Below are 24,944 nucleotides of genomic sequence, written 5' to 3'. Positions count from 1 at the left end.
GAGGTAACGCCAGTGGGGAGCCGGCGGCGTAACGTGTGGTTCCGCCGTCGTGCTAGGATTGTTTATTGCTGCGCCTTTTCTGTGCCGCCGTTTTTCGGTAGCGGCAGTAGGTGCACAATTACCTCGTAAATGTTCGTGCCACTACAAACTGCCGTCTGGACTGTGGATTTATCCGCACTGCCGGTACGGAAAGTGCAGTTGGCATGAGGTATTTAGGCGTGTTTTGGCAAAATCCAGGCACGTCGAGAGACATCCCGATCAATACGTTCCGCAAGGCTTATCCATAGATGTTTTATGGCCAAGAACCGGCGCGACGAACAGGAGACACTAGTGATTCAGCAGGAGTCGCGGCTTAAGGTCGCCGACAACACGGGTGCCAAGGAAATCTTGACAATCCGCGTTCTCGGTGGATCTGGGCGCCGCTACGCAGGCATTGGCGACACAATCGTCGCTACCGTCAAGGACGCAATTCCCGGCGGAAACGTAAAGAAGGGTGACGTCGTCAAGGCTGTCATCGTTCGCACAAAGAAGGAACGTCGTCGTTCAGACGGTTCCTACATCAAGTTCGATGAGAACGCCGCTGTGCTTCTCAAGAGCGACGGGGACCCCCGTGGAACCCGTATCTTCGGCCCGGTTGGCCGTGAACTTCGGGACAAGAAGTTCATGAAGATCATCTCGTTGGCTCCGGAGGTGCTGTAACTTATGGCTAAGATCAAAAAGGGTGACCTGGTTCAGGTCATCACAGGTGGCAAGGCCGAACGTGGCGGCGACCGTGGCAAGCAGGGCAAGGTCCTGAAGGTTTACACCGATACCAACCGCGTGTTGGTTGAAGGCGTAAACCGCGTCACCAAGCACACCAAGGCCGGTCAGACGGAACGTGGCACCAACACTGGTGGCATTGAAATCGTCGAGGCACCCATTCACGCCTCAAACGTTGCTGTGGTGGACCCGTCCACCAAGAAGCCGACTCGCGTCGGCTACCGCATCGAAACCGTAGAGCGCGACGGCCGCGAGCGTCAAGTACGCATCCGCGTTGCCAAGACCTCGGGGAAGGATCTGGCATGAGCGCCGTAGTTGCAGAGAACACACCTAAGATCACGCCTCGTCTGAAGACCCGCTATGCAGCGGAAATCAAGGCGACGCTGGTAGAGGAATTCAAGTACGCGAACGTCAACCAGGTTCCGCGCCTGGTGAAGGTCGTTGTCAACATGGGTGTTGGAGAAGCCGCTAAGGACTCCAAGATCATCGACGGCGCCGTTCGCGACCTCACAGCCATCACCGGCCAGAAGCCTCAGGTTTCCAAGGCCCGCAAGTCGATCGCCCAGTTCAAACTGCGCGAAGGCATGCCGATCGGTTGCCACGCCACGCTGCGTGGAGACCGCATGTGGGAATTCCTTGACCGCTTGGTCACGTTGGCACTGCCCCGTATCCGCGATTTCCGCGGCTTGAGCGGCAAGCAGTTCGACGGCAATGGTAACTACACCTTCGGTCTGACCGAACAGGTTATGTTCCACGAGATCGATCAGGATTCCATTGACCGCGTTCGCGGCATGGACATCACTGTCGTGACCACCGCCAAGACCGATAACGAAGGCCGCGCGCTGCTCAAGGCGCTTGGCTTCCCGTTTAAATCCGAAGATAAATAATCTACGTAAAAGGTCCGTTCTGCGGGCTTGGAGCATTGGCACATGATGCCGTCGTCTTCAGGTCACGTGGAGGAAACCGTTACGAGGAAGGGCAAGCGCCCAAATGACAATGACAGATCCTGTCGCAGACATGCTTACGCGTCTGCGCAACGCAAACTCGGCACACCACGACACCGTGTCCATGCCGTTTAGCAAGCTCAAAGGCCACATCGCCGACATCCTCAAGGCACAGGGCTACATTGCTGCCTGGAAGGTTGAAGACGCCGAAGTTGGCAAGAAGCTGACCATCGACTTGAAGTACGGCCCCACACGTGAGCGTTCAATCGCTGGCCTGCGACGCATCTCCAAGCCGGGACTGCGTGTTTACGCGAAGTCCACGAACCTCCCCAACGTTTTGGGTGGTTTGGGTGTCGCTATCCTGTCGACGTCTTCAGGTCTTTTGACCGACCGTCAGGCTGCCAAGAAGGGCGTGGGTGGGGAAGTCCTCGCCTACGTCTGGTAGTAGAGAGAGAAGGGAAAGAAAAATGTCACGTATTGGACGTCTCCCCATCTCTGTGCCTGCCGGCGTAGAAATCAAGGTTGAAGAAAACCTGGTTTCCGTCAAAGGCCCGAAGGGATCGCTGGAGCACACAATTGCCAGCCCCATCACGGTTGCTCTCGAAGAGAACACCATCACGGTTAGCCGCCCCAACGATGAGCGCAACTCGCGCGCACTCCACGGTCTGACTCGCACCCTCATTGACAACCTGATCATCGGTGTCACCAAAGGCTACGAGAAGAAGCTGGAAATTGTTGGCACCGGTTACCGTGTACTCGCCAAGGGCAATAACCTGGAGTTCGCTCTGGGCTACAGCCACCCGGTTGTCGTTGAGGCACCCGAGGGCATCACACTGACTGTTGAGAGCCCCACTAAGCTTTCCGTGTCAGGTATTGACAAGCAGCAGGTGGGCGAAGTTGCTGCCAACATCCGCAAGCTGCGCAGGCCCGACCCGTACAAGGGTAAGGGCGTACGCTACGCCGGCGAAATCATCCGCCGCAAGGTCGGAAAGGCTGGTAAGTAACCATGGCACTATCCGTAAGAGGAAAGTCCAAGGCCGCAGCACGCGGCCGTCGTCACCTGCGCGTTCGTAAGCGCGTCAGTGGAACTACCGCGCGTCCGCGCCTGGTAGTCAACCGCTCTGCCCGCCACGTATTCGTGCAGGTCATCGATGACACCCAGGGTTTGACCCTGGTGTCGGCATCGACCCTGGAAGCAGACATGCGTGTCTTCGAAGGCGACAAGACAGCCAAGGCCAAGCGTATTGGTGAGCTCGTTGCTGAGCGCGCCAAGGCCGCCGGCATTGAAGCTGTCGTTTTCGACCGCGGCGGAAACCGCTACCACGGCCGTGTTGCAGCTATTGCTGACGGCGCACGTGAAGGTGGTCTGGCACTGTGACCGAAAACATTAACAAGGAGAACACTGTGTCAGAAGCAACTGCAACTGACGGAGCGGCAGTCAAGACCGACGCAGCAGCAGCTGACGCCGGCCGTGGCCGCGGTGGCCGCGACGGTGCTCGTGGAGGCCGCGAAGGCGGTCGCGACGGCGGCCGTGGCCGTGGGCGCGATGGTGGCCGTGAGGCCGAGAAGAACCAGTTCATCGAGCGCGTTGTCAACATCAACCGCGTTGCCAAGGTCGTCAAGGGTGGTCGTCGCTTCAGCTTCACCGCTCTCGTGATCGTCGGCGACGGCAACGGTATGGTTGGCGTCGGTTACGGCAAGGCTAAGGAAGTTCCCGCAGCCATTGCCAAGGGTGTTGAAGAAGCCAAGAAGTCCTTCTTCCGCGTCCCGCTCATCGGCAAGACGGTTCCGCACCGCGTGCAGGGTGAGGCCGCTGCCGGCGTCGTCATGTTGCGTCCGGCTGCCGCCGGTACCGGCGTTATCGCCGGTGGCCCGGTCCGCGCCATCCTGGAATGCGTTGGAATCCACGACGTGCTGTCCAAGTCACTGGGTTCCTCCAATGCAATCAACATTGTTCACGCAACTGTTGCTGCACTGAAGGCACTGGAAGACCCCAAGGCTGTTGCGGCTCGCCGCGGTTTGCCTTTGGATGAGGTTGCTCCGGCCGTACTGTTGCGCAATATGCAAAAGGCGGGCCTGTAATGACTACACCGAAGAATGTTCAGGTTTCTGAGAAGAAGCTTGAAATCACACAGACCAAGGGCGTCATTGGCGTCAAGCAGAACCAGAAGGATTGCCTTCGCTCACTGGGCCTGAAGCACATCGGCGACTCCGTCGTTCGTACGGCTGATGCAGTGACCGTTGGCATGATCAACACGGTTCCGCACCTGGTAAAGGTTGAGGAGGCGAAGTAGAAGTGGCTGCTGAAAAGAAGACTGTAGAAACTGCGCAGAAGCAGAATACACTGAAGGTTCACCACCTGCGCCCGGCACCTGGTGCCAAGACGGCTAAAACCCGTGTTGGCCGCGGTGAAGGTTCCAAGGGTAAGACTGCAGGCCGCGGTACCAAGGGTACCAAGGCTCGCTACCAGATCAAGGCTGGCTTTGCCGGCGGCCAGTTGCCGCTGCACATGCGCCTGCCGAAGCTGCGTGGCTTCAAGAACCCGTTCCGCGTTGAGTTCCAGGTTGTTAACCTGGACAAGCTGAACGAGCTCTTCCCCGAAGGTGGCGTTGTCACCGTCGAGGCTCTGGTTGAAAAGGGTGCAGTTCGCAAGAACCAGCCCGTCAAGGTGCTGGGCACCGGCGATATCACCGTCAAGGTTGATATCACGGCCCACGCATTCTCCACCAGCGCAGTAGAGAAGATCACTGCTGCAGGTGGCACCACCACCGGACTGTAAAACGTCCTAAATGCGCACATCTAGCGAATAGACTCTTGGTGGGCGGAGCTTACGTTCCGCCCGCCAAGGGTCTTTTGCGTCACTGGCGGATTGTATTCTGCCACCGACTCCGGAGTATTTGAGTCCTTTCGGTTTCAGTGCGAGCTAGATCACCGGCTAGAATCTTTCCTTGGGCCTCAACTATGAACCCATTGCAACCACTACACATCAGGAGGACGCTTGCTTACCGCATTTGGCCGCGCCTTTCGCACGCCTGATCTGCGACGCAAGTTGTTGTTCACGCTCGGAATCCTTGCCATCTTCCGCTTGGGTGCTTTCATCCCCTCGCCAGGAATTGATTACCGCAACGTCCAACAGTGCGTGAACGCTGCTGACACTTCTCAGGGCATCTATCAGCTCGTGAACTTGTTCAGCGGTGGCGCCTTGCTCCAAGTCTCCATTTTCGCGTTGGGTATTATGCCCTACATCACCGCGAGCATCATCGTCCAGTTGTTGCGTGTGGTGATTCCCCGTTTCCAGGAACTTCACCTTGAAGGAGCCCAGGGCCAGGGCAAGCTGACTCAGTACACCCGCTACCTGACCATCGCATTGGGTCTGCTCAACGCCACCACCTTGGTGACACTTGCCCGTTCCGGACAACTTTTTGCTGGATGTGGTGCCGCAGGCACCCCTGGCGCCTTGATCCCCAACGACAGCCTGATTACCATTTTGCTGTTGATCATCACCTTGACCGCCGGTTCCGGTTTGATCATGTGGATGGGCGAGCTTGTCACCGAAAAGGGTGTCGGCAACGGCATGTCCCTGTTGATCTTCACCGCCATTTCTGCGCAGTTTCCGACTTCCTTGGGCGCCATCTTGAAGACCCAGGGTTGGGGCACCTTCTTGATCGTCATGGCCGTTGGCCTCGTTGTGGTGGCACTAGTGGTGTTTGTTGAACAGTCCCAGCGCCGAGTCCCGGTGCAGTACGCCAAGCGTATGATCGGGCGACGCACCATGGGGGGGACCAGTACGTATATTCCGATCAAGGTCAACATGGCCGGTGTTATACCGGTCATCTTCGCGTCCTCGATGCTGTACCTTCCTGCCTTGCTTGCACAGTTTGCCACGCCGGCGAATTCTGCAGACTTGCCGGGTTGGGTGGAATGGATCAACAACTACCTCACGCGTGGCGATCACCCGATCTACATGCTGATGTACTTCCTGCTGACAATCGGCTTTACGTACTTTTATGTCGCGATCACCTTCAACCCTGAAGAAGTCTCCGACAACATGAAGAAGTATGGTGGATTCATTCCCGGCATTCGTGCCGGCAAACCCACGCAGGATTACTTGCAGTACGTTATTTCAAGAATCACCCTGCCGGGATCGCTCTACCTGGGTATTGTCGCCCTGATTCCTCTGATTGCCTTGGTCATGATCGGGGCAAACCAGAACTTCCCGTTCGGCGGCACCTCGATCCTGATTATCGTTGGCGTCGGGTTGGAGACGGTCAAGCAGATTGATGCACAGCTCCAGCAGCGCCACTATGAAGGGTTATTGCGATGACAAGAATGTTGATCATTGGACCTCCCGGGTCGGGTAAAGGTACGCAGGCCGAACGCATCTGCTCGGAATTGGGCATTGTCGCCATTTCCACAGGAGATATCTTCCGTGCCAACGTCAAGGGCGAGACTCCCTTGGGTCTGGAAGCAAAGAAGTACATCGACAACGGTGACTTTGTTCCTGACACCGTGACCAACCGGATGGTTCGTGACCGGCTCGCTCAGGACGACGTCGCTAACGGCTTCCTGCTCGACGGGTACCCCCGCACCAGCGGCCAGGTGGATGAGCTCGATGACATTCTTGCTGCCGCCCAGCTCAAGCTCGACGTCGTCGTGCAACTGACGGCCGACGACGAGGAACTGGTCAAGCGCCTGCATGGCCGGGCTGTGGAAACCGGACGCACCGACGATAATGAAAAAGTCATTCGACACCGTCTTGACCTGTACCGTGAACAGACCGAAGTTGTAGTTGCCCGCTATGCGGAGCGAGGCATCCTTGCCAAGGTCGACGGTCTCGGCGAGATGGATGAGGTCACTAAGCGGATCATGGACGCCATCAGGGACGTCTAGTTCGCTTGCAACAAAGTGTTCTTGGTATGAGCGTTGTACGGATTTGATAGGAGGGCTCCTTCCCGCATTGTGGGGAGGAGCCCTCAGAGTTTTCCACTGAAGGGATCCTGCCATGGCGTTTGGCCAGCAACGGATTGAATACAAAACCATCGACCAGATGCGCATCATGCATCGCAGCGGGCTCATTCTCGATGACGCGCTGAATCAGACAATAGCCGCCGTCGCCCCGGGGGTCACCACGGGGGAACTTGACGCGATCTTTGCCTCCCTCCTGAAGAAGGCCGGCGCCACGTCAAATTTCCTTGGCTACCACGGGTTCCCGGCATCGATCTGCACCTCGGTTAATGAAGAGGTCGTTCACGGCATTCCCGGCACCCGCGTGCTGAAGGCCGGCGATCTCATCTCCATCGATGGTGGCGCCATCGTCGAAGGCTGGCACTCCGATTCCGCCCGGACCACCATTGTGGGAGGGCCAGCCACTGAGGACCCCGAGGACCGCCGCTTGAGCGACGTCACGGAGGAAAGCATGTGGCGCGGTATCGCCGCGATGGCGGGCGCCAAGTATGTCGGAGACATTGGCGACTCCATCGACGAATACGTCACCTCGGCGCCTGGTAAGGAATTCGGCATCCTGGAAGACTATGTGGGTCATGGGATTGGCTCGGCCATGCATATGGCCCCGGATGTCCTGAACTACAGCTCCAAACACCGCGGCCCCAAGCTCAAGCCCGGCATGTGCCTTGCCTTGGAGCCCATGCTGGTGCGCGGTGGACTTGCAACCGAGACGCTTGCCGACGACTGGACGGTAGTGACCGTTGACAAGGCTCGCGCAGCGCATTGGGAGCACTCAGTTGCCGTGCACGCCAAAGGCATCTGGGTGCTGACAGCGGCCGACGGCGGGGCTGAGCGCCTTGCGCCGTGGGACGTCGTTCCCGTACCGCTGGGCTAATCCCCACACCCTCCCAACGCTCGCAAGCTCGCATCGGGGCCCTCGGGCGCGTGGGCCCAACACACCCTCCCAACGCTCGCAAGCTCGCATCGGGGCCCTCGGGCGCGTGGGCCCAACACACCCTCCCAACGCTCGCAAGCTCGCATCGGGGCCCTCGGGCGCGTGGGCCCAACACTTTAGCCCCAATACTTTAGCCCCAACAATTCGGGCCACCCATCGGGTTCCTCCGGTCTTGCGACTTGTTCGCAGGGCCGGGGGAACAACTGTTTTAATTTCGTTTCCCCGCCGTCCACCTTGCTGACACCAAAAGTGCGAACCCCCTGCGTAACTTGGTCGTTGAACCCGTCGGGAACCCTGCCAAGAGGCAGGAAAATTCCACATCGGGAAGACCAATGAGGAGAACGCAACCATGCGGATCTATGCCCATAGGGGGGTTTCGGCGCACTGGCCGGAAAACACTTTGGCCGCTTTCGCTGCGGCAGTTGACCTTGGTCTCGAGGGCATCGAATTGGATGTACGCCTATCCCGCGACGGTGTTCCGGTGGTCATTCACGATTCCACAGTTGATCGGACCACCAACGGGACCGGTCCGCTGACGGACTTCACCGCCACACAACTGGGCCTGCTCGACGCCGGGGCGGGCCAGCATGTGCCCACCCTCGCCCAGGTGCTGGAACTTGCCTCCGGAAAAGTTCGGGTCAACCTTGAGATCAAGGACCCAGACGCCGTTGCGGCGCTTGTGGCGCTCGTGGCAGGCATGCCGGAACTGGACTTCTTTATTTCCGGGTCCCATTGGCCGGCCCTGGCCGCCGCAGCCGGGGCACATCCGGGCATCCGGATCTACCCCCTGACATTCGTCGAAGCGGTCCAGGCGCTTGCCCCGGCCGGGCTGGGAGCCCTTGGGGCGGCCGTCGAATTTGCCCTGGCCCACAAGGGGAATGGGGTGTCGGTCTGTGAACAGGGTCTGGAGCAGGCCGATGTGGACGCTGTCCATGCCGCGGGCCTTGAGGTGTGGGCGTGGACCGTCAACGACGTCACTAGGGCCAGGGAATTGCAGCAGCTCGGCGTGGATGCGATCTGCACCGACGACCCGCTGCTCGTCCGGAACGGGCTCCCCGTCCTGCTCCCTTCCTCGCCGCTGGGCCGATAAATGGCCGTCACACAAATAACACAACCCCGGCAAGTAACGGGGCGGGCGCTCGGCCGCGGCAGGGATTTCGCTGGCCCCAACAAGCCACGGGGCAAGCGATACCGGCCGCTGAGGAACCGTCGGGACACATGGGTGTTCTTGGCCATGGCACTACCTAACTTGGCGCTGATCGGGTTCTTCACCTACCGGCCCCTGCTGGCGAACATGTACTACTCCACCCTGGATTGGACCCTGGGATCTACTGACGCCACGGTGGTTGGATTCGGCAACTATATGGAGTTCTTCACCTCGGGGGATGCAGGATCGGTGCTGGGCGCCACCGCAATCTTTACACTGGCCACCGTGGGAGGATCCATGGTTGTGGGCTTGCTTGTAGCCGTGGCCCTGAATCAAAAGATTCCAGGGAGCACACTGGCCCGGTCCGCTGTGTTTGCCCCCTACGTACTATCAGGGGTCGGCGTGGGCATGGTGTGGCTGTTTATCTTCGACCCCGTCTACGGCGTGCTTTCGTGGGTGCTGCGAGGGGTTGGATTGGCCAGTCCGCAATGGATCAACGACCCCGATCTTGCCCTGCTCATGGTCATCATTGTCTACGTGTGGAAAAACTTGGGCTACTGCGCCATCGTGTACCTGGCTGGCCTGCAGTCTATGCCCCAAGATGTCTTGGAAGCAGCGGCACTAGATGGTGCGGGGCCGTTGAGGCGGTTTTGCCTGGTCTCCTTTCCACTACTGTCACCGACTACCTTCTTCCTGCTGATCACCAGCCTGCTGAGTTCGCTCCAAGCCTTCGACATCATCAAGATCATGACGCCCACAGGTAATGGCACGGGCACGCTCATCTTCGAGGCGTACTTGCAGGCGTTTGGCGCCTACAACAGGGCCGGATATTCGGCTGCCATCTCGATAGTGCTGTTCTTGGTGTTGCTCACCATGACCGGACTGCAGTTGCGCTTCGTCGAACGAAAGGTGCACTACGCGTGAGTACCCACACCACTGCTGCCACCGACGTCCAAGTCCCCGGAACGCGAAACCCGGCACAGGATGGCAAGGATCTGCAAGGGCCCCGTCGCCGGGTCCACGCGCTCTCGGGGAGAAACCTGGCCCGCACCATCGCCACCGGTTACCTGCCGCTTCTGCTGGCCACGTTGGTTGTTGTTGCCCCGCTGGCCTGGATGGTGCTTTCCTCCCTGAAGGGGCCCGGCGAAATCATCACCACAGATCTCACGGTGCTGCCGCGCAATCCGACACTTGAGAACTATGCGCAGGCCGCCACCACGGTGCCGTTTGTCCGGTTCTTTGTCAACAGCGTGGTGGTTACCGTGGTTGGCTCAACCATCAAATGCCTCCTGGCTGTTCTGACGGCGTATGCCCTGGTCTTTGTGCGGTTCCCGTTTAAGCGCAGCATCTTTTTGGCCATCCTGGTGGCGTTGATGGTCCCACCCCAGGTTTCGGTGCTGCCCAACTACATCTTCATCGCCGGCATGGACGGCTTGAACACGTACTGGGGCATAATCCTGCCCGGACTTGGCACCGCCTTTGGCACCTTCTTGCTTCGCCAACACTTCCTGACACTGCCACCATCCATCCTGGAAGCTGCAGAAATTGACGGTGCCGGGCACCTCCGCAGGCTGTGGCAGGTGGTGGTGCCAATCTCCGGTCCCAGCATTGCAACAGTGGCGTTGGTGACTGTGGTGGGGGAATGGAACGACTACATTTGGCCGCTCATCGTCACAGACAAGCCGGAGATGATGACACTTCCTGTTGGCCTCACCCTACTCGCCAACAGCGATTCCACAGCGCAGGCATGGGGGGTGCTCATGGCTGGAGCTGTGATCGTCATCGTGCCCATCCTGATCATCTTCGCCGCACTCCAGCGCTTCATCGTCGACGGGCTCACTCAAGGTTCCGTCACCGGATGACAAAGCAAATTTTCCCTTCCATAAGCCGTTCCCTAAAGAAAGAGAAACTCACCATGTCGCAAACAATTAATCGCAGAAACTTCTTCGCCGTCACCGGTTTGGGATTGGGTACAGCGGCCTTGGCGGCCTGTGGCGGGCCCAGCACTGCTGGCACCGCGGTCAAGACCACGAGCACTGACTGGTCCAAGGTGACGCCCGCAGCCAAGATCACGTTCATGTCCAGCCATCCCGGAAAATCGGGTGACATCGAGGCAGCGCTGATCAAGGACTTTGAAGCCGCCAACCCCGGCATCAAGGTTGACCTGGTAACCGGCGGGGCCAACTATGAGGAAGTCGCTCAGAAGTTCCAGACAGCACAGGCCGGCAACAATGTGCCGGACGTCGTTGTCGCCTCCGATGTTTGGTGGTTCCGGTACGCCATTGCCGAGACCGTGATGCCGGTCGATGACCTGCTGGCAGCGGTGGGAGACAAGAGTTCAGAATTCAATGAAACCCTCTTCGGTGACTACAACTACGCAGACAAGCACTGGGCCGTACCCTATGCACGTTCCACCCCGTTGTTCTACTACAACAAGGACCACTTCAAGGCTGCCGGCCTGCCCGACCGGGCCCCCACCACTTGGGACGAGTTTGCTACCTGGGCTCCGAAGATCCAGGCCGCCAACGCAGGCAATGCGGGCTACCAGCATGCCTACCAGTACCCGGCCCTGGCCGGCTACGCCGGGTGGACGTTGCAGAATGTGTTGTGGGGCCAAGGCGGCGGCTGGTCCAATAAGTGGGAGCTGACAGCGAACTCGACCGCATCGGTCAAGGCCATGACGTGGGTGCAGCAGACCATTGTTAAAGATGGCTGGGCCGGTGTTTCTTCCAAAGATGCCGTGTCGGATATGACGGCCGGAGCCGTCAGCGCCACAGTGAGTTCCACGGGCGACCTGGTGGGGACGCTCAAGGCAGCCAAGACGGCCAATGTGAACATAGGTGTCGGGTTCCTGCCAGGCGGGGCAGTTTCCGCCTCGCCAGTATGTCCCACAGGTGGTGCCGGATTGGTCATTGCCGCAAAGACCTCCCCGGAACGCCAGCTGGCGGCCGCAAAGTTTGTCTCCTTTGTGACCAACGCGGCGAACACCGCAAAGTTCTCGGCCGCAACAGGCTACATGCCGGTGCGAAAGGATGCAGACATGTCGGCAGTACTGGCAACCACGCCGCAAATCCAGGTGGCACTGGACCAATTGAAGGTGACCCGAAGCCAGGACTATGGCCGGGTATTCCTGCCCGGTGCCGATCTGGAGATGGCGAACGCCGCGGCGAAAATTATGAACGAAAAGGCAGACGTCGCCACAACTCTGGGTGCACTTCAAGACAAGCTGGATGGAATTTACACCAAGACGGTGAAACCCAAGTTGACGAGCTGATCCAGTGAATGGCCGGGCCGCTGATGTGAAATGAACCTGCGTACACTCATACTCGTATGAGACAACGGATACGAGATGACCATGGGATGCACGGCATGACACATCTAAATCAAACGGCTCGGCCAGGATTCATCACGGACGTGCCCGGCATCAGGGTCGGGCACGCGCAGCGGCGCGGCGACGGCTGGCTGAGCGGGGTCAGCGTAGTCCTGCCGCCTGTTGGAACCATCGGCTCGGTCGACGTCAGAGGAGGCGGGCCCGGCACCCACGAAACCGACGCGTTGGACCCAACCACGCTTGTACCGACGGTCGACGCCGTCGTGCTGACCGGCGGGAGCGCCTACGGGCTGGCCACTGCTGGAGGAGTGCAACAGTGGTGCGAAGAAAACGGCAGGGGGTTCCCCGTTCCCGGGGGTGTGGTGCCGATCGTGCCTGCCGCAGCCATCTTTGACCTTGGCAGGGGAGGCGACTTTGCCGCAAGGCCCACCGCGCAGATGGGTTATGAGGCGGCACTGGACGCTGCGGACAGTCCTGAAGGGGCCGACGTCGTCCGCGGCAATGTGGGTGCGGGGACCGGCGCGGCGATTGGCGCCGGAACATTCAAGGGCGGTGTGGGGTCAGCGTCCGTGAGGCTCAGCGGCGAGAACAGCGCAGTGGTGGTCGGCGCCTTGGCGGTGGTCAACGCAGCAGGAATCCCCTGGCAACCGGGCGGTACGCCGCCGTCGGCCGGGGTGGGCCTGAACACCACACTGGTGGTGATCGCCACGAATGTTCGCATGAGTGTCGCTGAGGCAAAGCGTACGGCGACAGCCGCGCACGCCGGGCTCGCGAGGGCACTGAACCCCGCGCACACTCTGGCGGACGGCGACACCATCTTTACGCTGGCCACAGGTGCCGTCCAGCTGATTGCGCATCCACAGATTCCCGTCGCGGCGATGATCGAGTTGCAAAGCGCTGCCGCGGAAGCCGTCAGGCTGGCCATCATAGATGGTGTCGCCAGCGCTGTGAGCGTGAAAACGCCGGCGGGTGAATGGCATCCGTTCCCTGGCGCCTGAGCTTAAACTCACAGCTTGGGAGCGATGGACCAATTTAACATATTTCACGCTTTGCCGTAGAGTAGGTTGTTGGTTGTCTGTGTCCGATAGTTTGTCGGGCGCATTGTGGGAATCGGTTTCGTGCCAAGACCTGCTCTGCGAATATAGACGAGCAATAAACTAGTAGTAAACCCAATGCTGATCTTGTTGTGTCCATTCCGGGCAGGGCGGGGTTAGCGCAACAAAGTTAGCGGAGGATATGGCCAAGAAAGACGGGGTCATTGAGATCGAGGGCGTTGTGACGGAAGCGCTGCCCAACGCGATGTTTCGTGTTGAGCTGACGAACAAGCACATCGTTCTTGCCCATATCTCAGGAAAAATGCGCCAGCACTATATTCGTATCCTTCCTGAGGACCGAGTTGTGGTGGAGCTCAGCCCTTACGACCTCACCCGTGGTCGTATCGTCTACCGCTACAAATAACCACAACTGTAATCACGCAAAGGAATGCCATGAAGGTTAAGCCGAGCGTCAAGCAGATCTGCGACAAGTGCAAGGTGATTCGCCGTAACGGCCGAGTCATGGTGATCTGCGAGAACCCGCGCCACAAGCAGCGCCAGGGCTAATTTCCTCTTTTTTGAGGAGATCCCTGAGCAGCTGCTCACGTAAGTCAAATTAAATAAGGCAGCACAAGTTGGACGAAGGCGAAGCAATTCGCAACCGGTCAACGGACCCCCGGTCGGAGGCCGGGGCCACATTAGTCAATAATGCGGGTGTACTGTCTACGACCTCCGGTTTACACAAGGAGCAGCCAATATGGCACGTCTCGCTGGCGTAGACCTTCCCCGCGAAAAGCGGTTGGAAGTAGCGCTTACATACATCTACGGCGTGGGCAAGACCCGTGCTACAAAGGTCTTGGCTGACACGGGGATCTCCCCGGACGTCCGCGTCAAGGACTTGACCGACGCTGAGCTCGTTCAGTTGCGTGACAACATCGAGGGTAACTACAAGGTTGAGGGTGACCTTCGTCGCGAGGTTGCAGCCGATATTCGCCGCAAGGTCGAAATCGGCAGCTACCAGGGTATCCGCCACCGTCGTGGCATGCCCGTGCATGGCCAGCGCACGAAGACCAACGCTCGTACCCGCAAGGGCCCGAAGCGTACCGTCGCAGGCAAGAAGAAGGCCGGCCGCTAGTCCCCACTTGCCGGCCAAGAAAATCGCTGTGCGATTTTCTTGGAACCTGGCAAGCGTGGCCCCATGCGCCCGCAGCCCCCAAAAAAACTTTCGTAGGAGAATAAAATGCCCCCAAAGACTCGTGGAGCGGTGCGTAAGCCGCGTCGCAAGGATAAAAAGAATATTGCGCTGGGCCAGGCGCACATCAAAAGCACCTTTAACAACACCATCGTTTCCATCACGGATCCGAACGGTGCAGTCATTTCATGGGCATCAGCTGGTGAAGTTGGCTTCAAGGGTTCACGCAAGTCGACCCCGTACGCTGCACAGATGGCTGCTGAGGCAGCTGCCAAGCGCGCACAGGAGCACGGCATGCGCAAGGTTGACGTTTTTGTAAAGGGTCCGGGCTCGGGCCGCGAAACGGCTATCCGTTCGCTGCAGGCTGCTGGTCTTGAGGTTGGCTCCATTTCGGATGTCACCCCCAGCGCCCACAACGGTTGCCGTCCGCCCAAGCGCCGTCGCGTCTAACGAGGACATGTTGCGTTGGTTGGCCTTCGGGTGAACGTTTCCGGCACTGCCAGAAACATTCACCGGAGGGCCAACTTCGCCGCCGTTAAGTCCTCAGCCGCCATTTCCACTACCTGTGTTGCGTCATATAGCGGATGCTCGCTGAAAGGAAAACCCAGTGCTCATTGCACAGCGCCCCACCTTATCTGAAGAAGTAGTTTCCGAGAACCGTTCCAGGTTCGTTATTGAACCCCTGGAGCCCGGCTTCGGTTACACCTTGGGAAACTCCCTCCGTCGGACCCTGTTGTCCTCCATCCCCGGCGCTGCTGTCACCAGCATCCGCTTGGATGGCGTACTGCACGAGTTCACCACGGTTCCCGGCGTGAAGGAAGATGTCACTGAGATCATCCTGAACATCAAGGGCCTGTCAGTGTCTTCGGAGCATGACGAGCCTGTCGTCGCCTACCTGCGCAAGCAGGGTCCCGGCGTCGTCACGGCGGCCGACATTGCACCGCCGGCCGGTGTGGAATTCCACAACCCGGACATGCACATCGCCACACTGAACTCGAAGGGCAAGTTCGAACTCGAGCTGACCATCGAGCGCGGCCGCGGCTATGTTTCGGCAGCCCAGAACAAGAATGTAGATGCAGAGATTGGCCGCATCCCGGTTGACTCGATCTACTCTCCCGTTTTGAAGGTGACCTTCCGCGTGGAGGCCACCCGTGTCGAGCAGCGCACTGACTTTGACAAGTTGATTGTCGATGTAGAGACGAAGCAGGCCATCTCCCCGCGGGATGCCATCGCCTCTGCCGGCACGACGCTCGTTGAACTCTTCGGCCTGGCCCGTGAGCTGAACACCGCAGCTGAAGGTATTGAGATTGGCCCGTCCCCGACGGATGCCGCTCTTGCCGCAGACATGGCCCTGCCGATCGAGGATCTGGACCTGACGGTTCGTTCCTACAACTGCCTCAAGCGTGAGGGCATCCACTCTGTGGGTGAACTCGTTGCTCGCTCAGAGGCTGACCTGATGGACATTCGCAACTTTGGTGCGAAGTCCATCGACGAGGTAAAGGCAAAGCTGGTTGAGCTCGGTCTGTCTCTGAAGGATTCCCCTCCAGGATTTGACCTTGCCGCCCGTGCCGCAGCCATTGATGAGAACGACGACGCTTACGGCGACGACGAACTCTAAAGACGAACAACATTTTTCTTAGCCGCCCGTGGCAAACACAATTGATGTGTTTGCTGTCGGCGCGGCTGACACTTGAGGAGAAACACCATGCCAACACCCGCCAAGGGTCCCCGCCTCGGAGGCGGAGCGGCCCACGAGCGTTTGATGCTCGCGAACCTGTCCGCCGCTCTGTTTGAGCACAAGCGGATCACCACCACCCTGACCAAGGCCAAGCGACTGAGCCCCTACGCAGAGCGACTGGTAACTTTCGCAAAGCGTGGAGACCTCTCTTCGCGCCGCCGCGTTCTCGGCCTGATCAGCAACAAGGGCATCGTCCATGAGCTGTTCACCGACATCGCCAAGGCAGTGGAGAACCGCGACGGCGGTTACACCCGCATCACCAAGATCGGCAACCGCAAGGGCGACAACGCTCCCATGGCTGTCATCGAGCTCGTTCTGGAGCCGGTCAGCGCTAAGCAGGCCGTCGTGAAGGAAGCTACCGCTGCCGCCGTCAAGGCTGCCCCGGTTGAAGCTTCGGTTGAGGAAGTTGTTGAGACCGAGGTTGTAGCTGAAGAAGCTGCTGCCGAGGTTAAGGCTTCTGCCGAAGAGACCAAATAAGGCCTAAGCGCCAGCTTTAGTCTTTGTTGAAGGACCCGCCACCCGGAAGGGGAGGCGGGTCCTTTTGCGTGCCCCGTGGCAACCGCTGCCGACGTAGAATTGAGCCCATGCACAACCCCAAATTGGCCCCCGAATACCTTGGCTTGATTCGTGCCCGCCTGGACATCGCCTACGACGGCGGACCCTTCAGCGGCTGGGGCATCCAAACCATTGAACGCACCATTCAAGGTGTCATCGAGCAGGCGCTGGCTGTGATTGTGCGCCGACAAGTGCGGCTCACAGTTGCAGGACGCACAGATGCGGGGGTCCACGCAAGGGGACAGGTCGCGCATTTTGACCTCACGCCAGAGGAATGGGACGGGCTGAGGCGAGGGCACGACGTCGTCCCTGAAGATTCGCTCAAGCGGCGCCTGAACGGGGCGTTGGGCATGGTTCTGCGGGAGCTTCGAGGCACCGTGGAGATCATCGACGCGACACGGGCCCCGGTGGGCTTCGACGCACGTTTCTCAGCCCTGTGGCGGCGCTACAGCTACCGAATTGCCGACGGCTCCACCCGCCGGGATCCCCTGCAGAGGGCCATCACGTTGTGGCATGAGAGGGATCTGGACGTCGATTTGATGAACCAGGCGGCGCGGGCTTTGCTGGGGTTGCAGGACTTTGCGGCCTTCGCGAAACCACGCGAAGGTGCAACTACGGTGCGGACCCTGCAACGCTTTGACTTTGGGCTTGCCGATGACGGTGTGATTAATGTCAACGTTCAGGCGGATGCCTTCTGCCACAACATGGTCCGGGCGTTGATTGGCGGCTCCCTGCGGGTCGGGGAGGGGCAGGAGAGGCCCGAGTGGATGCATGAGCGATTATTGGCCGGTCTGCGGGACGCAAAGTCCGTCTTAGCCGCCCCACACCCGCTTATTTTAGAAGAAGTGCACTATCCGCACGAGACGGATATGCATGAGCGGGCCGCCTTGACCCGGGCCCGGAGAGCTGTTCCTGAAGCCTGCTTTTGACCTCTTGGGAGCCACCCGCCAATCTCGCTTTGACCGGGTGGCTGTATTAAAGGTATCGTTGGTAGTCGTTGTGCGTGTCCTATCTCGATACCACGCGCCCGCTGAAGATCCGGTTGCAGGATCACCACCTCGGCAGGCGTGATCGGGAAGTGTATGGATAACTGGTGTTAGAGCCCTCACCTCTGTTCCGGTAAACGCATAGATAGCAGGTGTCAACCATCTGTGACACCACCTAGAACAAGAAACGAAGGCAAAAACCGTGCGTACGTATACCCCGAAGCCCGGCGATATCAACCGTCAGTGGCACATTATTGATGCCAATGACGTTGTCTTGGGCCGTCTTGCCAGCCAGACCGCAACACTGCTGCGTGGAAAGCACAAGCCGACCTTCGCTCCCCATATGGACATGGGCGATTTCGTCATCATCATCAACGCCGAGAAGGTTGCTCTGACCGGCGCCAAGCTCGAGCAGAAGCGCGCCTACCGTCACTCCGGTTACCCGGGCGGTCTGTCCAGCGTGAACTATGCAGAACTGTTGGAGAAAAACCCGGTTCGTGCAGTGGAAAAGGCCATCAGTGGCATGCTCCCGAAGACGAAGCTGGGCGCAGCCCAGATTGGCAAGCTGAAGGTTTACCGTGGTGCTGAGCACCCGCATGCCGCACAGCAGCCCAAGACGTTTGAAATCACCCAGGTCGCCCAGTAGTCCTGGCCACCAACCTAAATTCTATCAAGGAGAATCGTGGCTCAGAATACTGAAGAGCTGAACACCGAAGCCGTTGTGGCTGAGGAAGAAGTTTTGACCAGCTACACCAGCGAAACCTCGGCTGCATCTGATGCAGCTCCCAAAAAGGAGCGCCCGGCCCTGACGGTTTCCGGCGCTGCTGTTGGCCGTCGCAAGCAGGCAATTGCCCGCGTTCGCGTCGTACCCGGCACCGGAAAGTGGATTGTGAACGGCCGTGAGCTCTCCAACTACTTCCCGAACAAGCTGCACCAGCAAGAAGTAAACGACCCGTTCCGTATTCTCGATCTCGAGGGTGCCTACGACGTTTGGGCTCGCATCCACGGTGGCGGACCCTCCGGCCAGGCCGGCGCACTGCGTCTGGGCGTTGCTCGTTCCTTGAACGAAATCGACGTTGAGAACAACCGTGCGATCCTGAAGAAGGCAGGCTTCCTTACTCGTGACGCACGCGTCATCGAGCGTAAGAAGGCTGGTCTTAAGAAGGCACGTAAGGCTTCGCAGTACTCCAAGCGCTAATCTCAGCGTTAGATTAGATGCTCCCTTGAAAGTCCCCGGCTCGCTTTGCGAGCCGGGGACTTTTGGATTAAGGCGACGAATATTCGGACGCGTGCGTTGGTGACAAGGCTGCGGACAGCATTTGGGGCCGGGTGATCTAGACTTATCGAGATGTCTAGATTATTTGGAACTGACGGTGTCCGCGGTTTGGCCAATGGCTTGCTGACGGCAGAACTTGCATTGTCGCTTGCCCAGGCGGCTGCCATAGTGCTCGGGCATAACCAAGTCGCGGACGGCAAACGCCCCCGGGCGGTGGTGGCCCGTGACCCCCGGGCGAGCGGTGAGTTCATTTCTGCTGCCGTGGAGGCGGGCCTGGCCAGTGCCGGCATTGACGTTTACGACGCCGGCGTTCTTCCCACCCCCGCTGCAGCGTTTTTGATTGCCGATCTGGGCGCCGACTTTGGTGTCATGATTTCCGCGTCGCACAATCCCGCACCGGATAACGGCATCAAGTTCTTCGCTCGTGGGGGCACCAAGCTCGATGATGCGCTAGAAGATGCCATCGAAGAGCAGCTCCAACGGGACGCTTTCCGCCCCACGGGCGTTGAAGTTGGCCGCATCCAGCGCTTCTCCGACGCCGAGGACCGCTACATTTTGCATTTGCTGGGCACCCTGCCGAACCGGCTGGACGGTCTGAGGATTGTCCTTGACTGTGCCAACGGTGCAGCGAGCGGCTGCTCCCCCCAAGTCTTCACCGATGCCGGTGCCACCATCCATGTCATTGGCGCGGAGCCCGACGGTCTGAACATCAATGACGGTGTGGGGTCCACCCATCTGGAGAAACTCCAGGAGAAAGTGTTGGCCACCGGGGCAGACCTTGGCATTGCGCACGACGGCGACGCCGACCGATGCCTTGCGGTGGACCACGAGGGCAACATCATCGACGGCGACCAGATCATGGCAGTTCTGGCTTTGGCCCAGAAGGAGTCCGGTCAGCTCAAGGACGACGTTCTTGTGGCCACCGTCATGAGTAACCTCGGATTGAAAATTGCGTTGCGGAAAGCCGGGATCACCATTCGGGAAACCGCCGTCGGCGATCGCTATGTGCTTGAAGAAATGCGTCGTGGAGATTACACGCTCGGCGGTGAGCAATCCGGGCACGTCATCTTCTCCCAATTTGCTACGACCGGGGACGGACTGCTGACAGGCTTGCAACTTTCCGCGCAACTGGCACGAACGGGCAAGTCGCTGAAGGAATTGGCAGCTGCGATGACCAAGTTGCCGCAGGTCATGATCAACGTCAAGAACGTTGACAAGAACCGCGCCGGTATTGTGCCCGCTATCAAGGCCGCCGTCGTCAAGGCAGAGAACGAACTCGGCGACACCGGGCGAGTCTTGCTGCGCCCCTCCGGCACCGAGGCGCTGGTGCGGGTCATGGTGGAGGCCGGCGATCTAGAAACTGCCCAGCGGATCTGTGAAGAACTCGTGAGCGTTGTTCGGACCGAATTGGCGCTGTAGTTTGAATTCAACACTTTGATTTCAACATGAAGAGGGCGGCAACTCTTATGGAGTTGCCGCCCTCTTCATGTTGAGTCGGATTATTAGTGTAGGCCGCCAGTGGGGCGGGCCGTGAGTGCGTCGCGGATTTCGGTGAGCAGTTCCAGCTGTGGGTCGACGGGGGGAGCTTCCTCCTTGATACCAAGCTTGGCGTTGCGACGGGCGATCATGTGGTTCATGGGCATGACAACCACAAAGTAGATTGCTGCTGCGACCAGGATAAAGTTCACCAACACGGTAAGGAACACCCCGAAAAGGATGTCGTTGTTATTGATGGTGATCTTGCCGAAGCTGTCGAAGTTGGGCGAACCTACCAGCGCAGCAATGAGGGGCATGAGTATATTGGTGACGAATGAGTTGACGACCGCACCAAATGCGGCACCAATGACTACGGCGACGGCAAGGTCTACGACGTTGCCTTTCATGATGAAATCTCTAAATCCCTTTAACATGCACCAAAAGTACCGCAAAAAATGCTGCAACTGCAGGAAATTGTGAAATTTCCTTGTGCCGGCGGTGGCCTTTGCTACTCGTAACCAGGGGCTGAGGGAAGACCCAGATATGTCTCGTAGCTGAAAATTCCACGACGGTTCATGTCCTGGGCGACGGCGATTCCCAGGAAGCGCAGGTGCCACGGCTCGGCAGAATAGCCCGTGACGGACTCCTGCCCCAGCCGGTAGCGGATGACAAAGCCGTACTCTGCACCGTGGGCCGCCACCCAGCGCCCTGCCGGGGTCTCAGCCATGCATATGGTGAACTCGCATGACGAACGGACAGAGGTGTCACCAATATCCAGTGCAAAACCCGTTTGATGTTCGGAGAACCCCGGTCGGGCGGAGGTGGTGTCTGAAATATCCTGCCCATTTTGTGCGATGTATCCGTTGTACACCGTGGCCTGCGTGTCGTAAGAACGGTACCCGCTCATGATGGTGATCTGCACGCCATCGGAGGAAGCCGCCTCAAACATGCGTTCCACGGCCGTGGCGGCTTCCGTGCGCAGCAGAACAGCTTCCCCTCCTCCGGTCATAACGTTGGGCGTGGTGAGGTCGGCAGGCTCAAACGTCGTGGGCACGAGGGGATGGTGTTTGTTCACCAGGACCAGTGGGCTGGCGGGGCTGGCAATATCCCAGAGCCCGCGGTCGGCAGGTGCGGCGGTTCCGGACGCGAAAAGTTTTTGGATGGGAGCGTTGGCGTCGGCCCCCAGAATCAAGGGAGTCGCTGTTGGTTCCGGAGCCAGTGCGGGGGGCGCGTTCGACGGCGTGGGCCGTGCTGTGCTGACGGGGGAGGGCGAAGGGGGCGCAAGGACCTGGCTGGAGGGCGTCGTCGTACGAGGGAAGCCTTCACCTAGCGCAACAGCACCGGTGAGCACCATTGCCGCCCCTACGACCGACACCAGAATTCCCACAGGGTTTGGCCAGGAAAGCAATTCCCGGAGGCGGTCGGCCGGTGTGCGGCGCAGCCTCCGGGCCTGGTGGAAGCCGGTACCTGGCATCTAAACTTTCCTCAGCAACATCCGGCGGATGGAATGATCGGAGTCCTTAGTGAGCACCAGTTGGGCGCGCCCGCGTGTGGGCAACACGTTTTGTAGCAGATTCGGTTCGTTGATGCCCTTCCAAATCCGCGCGGCGGTGGCAACTGCCTCGACGTCAGAGAGGTCGGCATAGCGGCGAAAATACGATTCCGGGTTGGAAAACGCACCGCTGCGCAGTGATCGGAACCGATCGATATACCATTGTTCGATGTATTTGGTCTTCGCATCAACGTAGATGGAAAAGTCGAAAAAGTCGCTCACGGCGAGTCCGGACCGGCCGTCGGTTCGTGGGCGTGCGGCGGCCAAGACGTTAAGGCCCTCCACAATCAGCACGTCGGGGCGGTGGACCACCACTTCCTTGCCGGGCAGGATGTCGTAGGTCAGGTGGGAGTACATTGGCGCCCGCACTTCGTCGGCGCCACTTTTGACGGAGCTGACGAACCGCAGCAGGGCCCTGCGATCGTAGGATTCCGGGAAGCCCTTTCGCTCCATCAACCCGCGGCGCTTTAGCTCAGCATTGGGGTACAAGAAGCCGTCAGTGGTCACCAGTTGCACGTTGGGGGTGTCCGGCCAGCGGCACAGCATCTCTTTCAGCACACGGGCAGTGGTGGACTTGCCCACGGCGACCGAACCAGCCACGCCAATCACAAACGGGGTGCGGCTGCCCCGTTCTCCCAGGAAGGTGGTGGTGGCGCTGTGAAGGTGGCCGGCCGCACCCACATAGAGGTTCAGCAGCCGGGAAAGCGGAAGGTAGACGTCGCGAATCTCACGCATGTTCAGTTGGTCACCGAGCCCGCGGAGCCGTTGGACGTCCTCCTCGTTGAGAGGTTGCTCAATCTTATTGGCAAGGCGCGACCATGTTTGGCGGTCTAATTCCACAAAAGGAGAGGCGCCTTCGCCATTGCTGGACTCGGATCTTTGCGATGTCACACCTCCGATTCTGCCTTGTTTGTTGCGCAGTACGAAATATTCGTACGGGGCAAGCGAATTTTTTGTGACAGAATTTCAGGGTCATTTGCACGAAGGAGGTAGAACGTCCTGCAAATGGGTGAGGGTTTATGATTGTTTTTCATGTGTGGAATTGTGGGATACGCCGGCACTGCCCCGGCCAATGGAATAGTTTCAGCCGGGCCCCATCAGGCATTGGACGTGTTGATGGAGGGCTTGCGGCGGCTTGAATACCGCGGCTATGACTCCGCGGGTGTCGCCGTGGTGGCCAACGGTGGCATTGCCATGGCGAAGAAGTCAGGGAAGCTTGTCAACCTCATCACGGAGCTTGCCGCGAACCCGCTGCCTGACTCGATGACGGGAATCGGCCACACCCGCTGGGCGACCCATGGGGGACCGACCGACAAGAACGCGCACCCGCATGTAGTGGACGGCGGGAAGCTGGCTGTAATCCACAATGGCATCATTGAAAACTACGCCCCGCTCAAGGCCGACCTCCTCAAGCAGGGTTACACCTTTGTCTCGGAAACCGACACAGAAGTGGCGGCAGTTTTGCTCGGTGACATTTACCGTTCTCTGGCAGATGTGGCAACCCCTGCAGCAAATGGAAGCGGTGAAGGGGGGCGGCTAACCGAGGCCATGCAGCTTGCTGCCCAGCGTCTGGAGGGTGCCTTCACCCTTCTGGCCACGCATGCCGAGCAGCCGGGGGTGGTGGTCGCCGCCCGCCGCAACTCGCCACTGGTGGTTGGCTTGGGTGATGGTGAGAATTTCCTGGGATCGGATGTTTCAGGGTTTATCGACTACACCCGCCGCGCCGTGGAGCTGGGCCAGGACCAGGTTGTCACCATTGCCGCAAACACGGTGGACATCACCGACTTTTATGGTGCACCGGCGCAGGGAAAGGAATACCTGGTTGACTGGGATGCTGCCGCCGCCGAGAAGGACGGCTATCCCTCCTTCATGGAAAAGGAAATCAACGAGCAGCCCGAGGCCGTGGCTGCGACCTTGCTGGGCCGTTCTGACATTGACGGCAAACTGATCTTGGACGAGATGCGCATCGACGCCGACGTCCTGAAGACCATCAATAAGATCATCGTCCTGGCGTGCGGGACATCGGCCTACGCTGGTCAGGTGGCCAAGTACGCCATTGAGCACTGGTGCCGCATCCCCACAGAGGTGGAGCTCTCCCATGAGTTCCGCTACCGCGACCCCATTGTTGACGACAAGACGCTGATTGTTTCCCTGTCGCAGTCCGGCGAGACCATGGACACGCTCATGGCCGTCCGCTATGCACGCGAACAGGGCGCAAAGACGATCGCCATCTGCAACACCAATGGCTCCACCATCCCGCGAGAGTCCGACGCTGTCCTGTACACGCATGCCGGCCCCGAGATCGCCGTGGCCTCCACGAAGGCGTTCCTGGCCCAAATTACCGCCGCCTACCTACTAGGCCTGTATTTGGCACAACTGCGCGGTAACTTGTTTCAGGGCCAGATCAAGGACATCCTGGCGGATCTGGGCAAGATGCCGGCAAAGATCGCCACGATCCTGGATAACTCCGAGCAGATTAAGGAATTGGCCCGCAGCATGGCGGACACCCGCTCCGTGCTGTTCCTGGGCCGCCACGTGGGCTACCCGGTGGCCATGGAGGGCGCACTTAAACTTAAGGAGCTCGCCTATATCCACGCGGAGGGCTTCGCGGCCGGCGAGCTCAAGCACGGGCCCATCGCCTTGATTGAAGAGGGCCAGCCGGTCATCGTGGTGGTTCCCTCGCCTCGCGGCCGGGATTCCCTGCACTCCAAGGTGGTCTCGAATATCCAGGAAGTGCGTGCCCGCGGTGCAATGACCATTGTCATTGCCGAAGAAGGTGACGAGTCGGTGCGTGAGTACGCCGAACACGTGTTTTACATCCCGGAGACCACGCCGCTGCTGGCCCCGTTGCTGACTACCGTGCCGCTGCAGCTGTTCGCCTGCGCGTTAGCCACCGCCAAGGGTTTCGACGTTGACCAGCCACGCAACTTGGCCAAGTCGGTCACCGTCGAGTGAGGAATGGGCCCACTGTTGCGAGGGTCCTGCGGTGAGCTTGCGGGTGCTGGACGCGACGGGTGGGCCCACTGTTGCGAGGGTCCTGCGGTGAGCTTGCGGG

General features: G+C 59.4%; 31 protein-coding genes. 28 read left to right on the top strand and 3 right to left on the bottom strand.

Annotated elements, in window-relative coordinates; translation table 11 throughout:
- Positions 1-330 precede the first annotated feature (330 nt).
- From rplN to glmM, 27 genes are all read left to right on the top strand, one after another.
- On the top strand, positions 331-699 hold the full coding sequence (gene rplN, locus AOC05_RS12815; RefSeq protein WP_062009772.1) for a 50S ribosomal protein L14: 369 nt from the start codon (positions 331-333) through the stop codon (positions 697-699).
- Between the two features lie 3 nt (positions 700-702).
- The gene (rplX, locus tag AOC05_RS12810) at positions 703-1,065 is read left to right on the top strand and encodes a 50S ribosomal protein L24 (protein ID WP_062007550.1); all 363 of its coding nucleotides are present in this window, start codon (positions 703-705) and stop codon (positions 1,063-1,065) included.
- Positions 1,062-1,646, top strand: coding sequence for a 50S ribosomal protein L5 (gene rplE / locus AOC05_RS12805; RefSeq protein WP_062007549.1), 585 nt, complete (start codon positions 1,062-1,064; stop codon positions 1,644-1,646). Before rplX ends, rplE begins: the two co-directional genes overlap by 4 nt.
- Positions 1,647-1,749: 103 nt before the next feature.
- Entirely contained in the window at positions 1,750-2,148 is a 399-nt protein-coding gene (gene rpsH, locus AOC05_RS12800) for a 30S ribosomal protein S8 (protein WP_062007548.1), read from the top strand.
- A gap of 22 nt (positions 2,149-2,170) precedes the next feature.
- Positions 2,171-2,707 carry a 50S ribosomal protein L6 gene (rplF, locus tag AOC05_RS12795; RefSeq protein WP_062007547.1) on the top strand — a complete coding sequence of 179 codons (537 nt, stop codon included), beginning with the start codon at positions 2,171-2,173 and terminating at the stop codon, positions 2,705-2,707.
- Between the two features lie 2 nt (positions 2,708-2,709).
- A complete protein-coding gene (gene rplR, locus AOC05_RS12790) occupies positions 2,710-3,081 on the top strand; it encodes a 50S ribosomal protein L18 (RefSeq protein WP_062007546.1) in 372 nt (123 codons plus the stop codon).
- Positions 3,078-3,785 carry a 30S ribosomal protein S5 gene (gene rpsE, locus AOC05_RS12785; RefSeq protein ID WP_062007545.1) on the top strand — a complete coding sequence of 236 codons (708 nt, stop codon included), beginning with the start codon at positions 3,078-3,080 and terminating at the stop codon, positions 3,783-3,785. Before rplR ends, rpsE begins: the two co-directional genes overlap by 4 nt.
- Positions 3,785-3,997, top strand: a complete 213-nt coding sequence (gene rpmD / locus AOC05_RS12780; protein WP_062007544.1) for a 50S ribosomal protein L30 — start codon at positions 3,785-3,787, stop codon at positions 3,995-3,997. Before rpsE ends, rpmD begins: the two co-directional genes overlap by 1 nt.
- 2 nt (positions 3,998-3,999) lie before the next feature.
- On the top strand, positions 4,000-4,482 hold the full coding sequence (gene rplO / locus AOC05_RS12775) for a 50S ribosomal protein L15 (protein WP_062007543.1): 483 nt from the start codon (positions 4,000-4,002) through the stop codon (positions 4,480-4,482).
- Positions 4,483-4,701: 219 nt separating this feature from the next.
- The gene (gene secY, locus AOC05_RS12770; RefSeq protein ID WP_062007542.1) at positions 4,702-6,027 is read left to right on the top strand and encodes a preprotein translocase subunit SecY; all 1,326 of its coding nucleotides are present in this window, start codon (positions 4,702-4,704) and stop codon (positions 6,025-6,027) included.
- A gap of 5 nt (positions 6,028-6,032) precedes the next feature.
- Complete coding sequence (locus AOC05_RS12765) at positions 6,033-6,593, top strand: adenylate kinase (RefSeq protein WP_186760406.1); 561 nt, start codon at positions 6,033-6,035, stop codon at positions 6,591-6,593.
- A 112-nt stretch (positions 6,594-6,705) separates the two neighbouring features.
- Positions 6,706-7,542: a type I methionyl aminopeptidase gene (gene map, locus AOC05_RS12760; RefSeq protein WP_062007540.1), complete on the top strand. Its 837-nt coding sequence runs from the start codon at positions 6,706-6,708 to the stop codon at positions 7,540-7,542.
- 409 nt (positions 7,543-7,951) lie between these two features.
- Positions 7,952-8,692, top strand: coding sequence for a glycerophosphodiester phosphodiesterase (locus tag AOC05_RS12755; RefSeq protein WP_062007539.1), 741 nt, complete (start codon positions 7,952-7,954; stop codon positions 8,690-8,692).
- A complete protein-coding gene (locus tag AOC05_RS12750; protein ID WP_186760759.1) occupies positions 8,693-9,673 on the top strand; it encodes a carbohydrate ABC transporter permease in 981 nt (326 codons plus the stop codon). It begins immediately after the preceding gene.
- A 71-nt stretch (positions 9,674-9,744) separates the two neighbouring features.
- On the top strand, positions 9,745-10,611 hold the full coding sequence (locus AOC05_RS12745; protein WP_062009768.1) for a carbohydrate ABC transporter permease: 867 nt from the start codon (positions 9,745-9,747) through the stop codon (positions 10,609-10,611).
- A gap of 53 nt (positions 10,612-10,664) precedes the next feature.
- Positions 10,665-12,023 carry an ABC transporter substrate-binding protein gene (locus AOC05_RS12740; protein WP_062007538.1) on the top strand — a complete coding sequence of 453 codons (1,359 nt, stop codon included), beginning with the start codon at positions 10,665-10,667 and terminating at the stop codon, positions 12,021-12,023.
- Positions 12,024-12,118: 95 nt separating this feature from the next.
- Positions 12,119-13,078 (top strand): P1 family peptidase, encoded by a 960-nt coding sequence (locus tag AOC05_RS12735; RefSeq protein WP_062009766.1) that lies wholly within the window; start codon positions 12,119-12,121, stop codon positions 13,076-13,078.
- Positions 13,079-13,316: 238 nt separating this feature from the next.
- Positions 13,317-13,538, top strand: coding sequence for a translation initiation factor IF-1 (gene infA / locus AOC05_RS12730; RefSeq protein WP_009358723.1), 222 nt, complete (start codon positions 13,317-13,319; stop codon positions 13,536-13,538).
- A gap of 29 nt (positions 13,539-13,567) precedes the next feature.
- Positions 13,568-13,681 carry a 50S ribosomal protein L36 gene (gene rpmJ, locus AOC05_RS12725; RefSeq protein ID WP_011775570.1) on the top strand — a complete coding sequence of 38 codons (114 nt, stop codon included), beginning with the start codon at positions 13,568-13,570 and terminating at the stop codon, positions 13,679-13,681.
- 190 nt (positions 13,682-13,871) lie between these two features.
- Positions 13,872-14,249 (top strand): 30S ribosomal protein S13, encoded by a 378-nt coding sequence (gene rpsM / locus AOC05_RS12720; protein ID WP_062007537.1) that lies wholly within the window; start codon positions 13,872-13,874, stop codon positions 14,247-14,249.
- 105 nt (positions 14,250-14,354) lie between these two features.
- Positions 14,355-14,756 (top strand): 30S ribosomal protein S11, encoded by a 402-nt coding sequence (rpsK, locus tag AOC05_RS12715; protein WP_062007536.1) that lies wholly within the window; start codon positions 14,355-14,357, stop codon positions 14,754-14,756.
- Positions 14,757-14,913: 157 nt separating this feature from the next.
- Positions 14,914-15,924 carry a DNA-directed RNA polymerase subunit alpha gene (locus tag AOC05_RS12710; RefSeq protein ID WP_062007535.1) on the top strand — a complete coding sequence of 337 codons (1,011 nt, stop codon included), beginning with the start codon at positions 14,914-14,916 and terminating at the stop codon, positions 15,922-15,924.
- 87 nt (positions 15,925-16,011) lie between these two features.
- Positions 16,012-16,521, top strand: a complete 510-nt coding sequence (rplQ, locus tag AOC05_RS12705; RefSeq protein WP_062007534.1) for a 50S ribosomal protein L17 — start codon at positions 16,012-16,014, stop codon at positions 16,519-16,521.
- A gap of 107 nt (positions 16,522-16,628) precedes the next feature.
- Positions 16,629-17,528 (top strand): tRNA pseudouridine synthase A, encoded by a 900-nt coding sequence (locus tag AOC05_RS12700; protein WP_062007533.1) that lies wholly within the window; start codon positions 16,629-16,631, stop codon positions 17,526-17,528.
- Between the two features lie 259 nt (positions 17,529-17,787).
- Positions 17,788-18,231: a 50S ribosomal protein L13 gene (gene rplM / locus AOC05_RS12695; protein ID WP_062007532.1), complete on the top strand. Its 444-nt coding sequence runs from the start codon at positions 17,788-17,790 to the stop codon at positions 18,229-18,231.
- Between the two features lie 36 nt (positions 18,232-18,267).
- Entirely contained in the window at positions 18,268-18,783 is a 516-nt protein-coding gene (gene rpsI, locus AOC05_RS12690; RefSeq protein ID WP_062007531.1) for a 30S ribosomal protein S9, read from the top strand.
- A gap of 150 nt (positions 18,784-18,933) precedes the next feature.
- Positions 18,934-20,280 (top strand): phosphoglucosamine mutase, encoded by a 1,347-nt coding sequence (glmM, locus tag AOC05_RS12685; RefSeq protein WP_062007530.1) that lies wholly within the window; start codon positions 18,934-18,936, stop codon positions 20,278-20,280.
- Positions 20,281-20,363: 83 nt separating this feature from the next.
- On the opposite strand, the gene mscL is transcribed toward glmM, so the two are convergent.
- The 3 genes from mscL to coaA all read right to left on the bottom strand — a co-directional run bounded on the left by mscL (position 20,364) and on the right by coaA (position 22,780).
- Positions 20,364-20,771, bottom strand: a complete 408-nt coding sequence (gene mscL / locus AOC05_RS12680) for a large conductance mechanosensitive channel protein MscL (protein ID WP_062009764.1) — start codon at positions 20,769-20,771, stop codon at positions 20,364-20,366.
- Between the two features lie 74 nt (positions 20,772-20,845).
- Positions 20,846-21,811: a M15 family metallopeptidase gene (locus tag AOC05_RS20180; protein ID WP_230085355.1), complete on the bottom strand. Its 966-nt coding sequence runs from the start codon at positions 21,809-21,811 to the stop codon at positions 20,846-20,848.
- Complete coding sequence (gene coaA / locus AOC05_RS12670; protein ID WP_062007529.1) at positions 21,812-22,780, bottom strand: type I pantothenate kinase; 969 nt, start codon at positions 22,778-22,780, stop codon at positions 21,812-21,814.
- A 141-nt stretch (positions 22,781-22,921) separates the two neighbouring features.
- Between coaA and glmS the strand changes: the two genes are divergently transcribed.
- Positions 22,922-24,844, top strand: coding sequence for a glutamine--fructose-6-phosphate transaminase (isomerizing) (glmS, locus tag AOC05_RS12665; protein WP_062009759.1), 1,923 nt, complete (start codon positions 22,922-22,924; stop codon positions 24,842-24,844).
- Positions 24,845-24,944: the final 100 nt, after the last annotated feature.

Source organism: Arthrobacter alpinus (assembly GCF_001294625.1).
Taxonomy (GTDB): Bacteria; Actinomycetota; Actinomycetes; order Actinomycetales; family Micrococcaceae; genus Specibacter; species Specibacter alpinus_A.
Note: the sequence above shows the minus strand (reverse complement) of the source record. Positions and strands in the feature narration are given on the sequence as shown.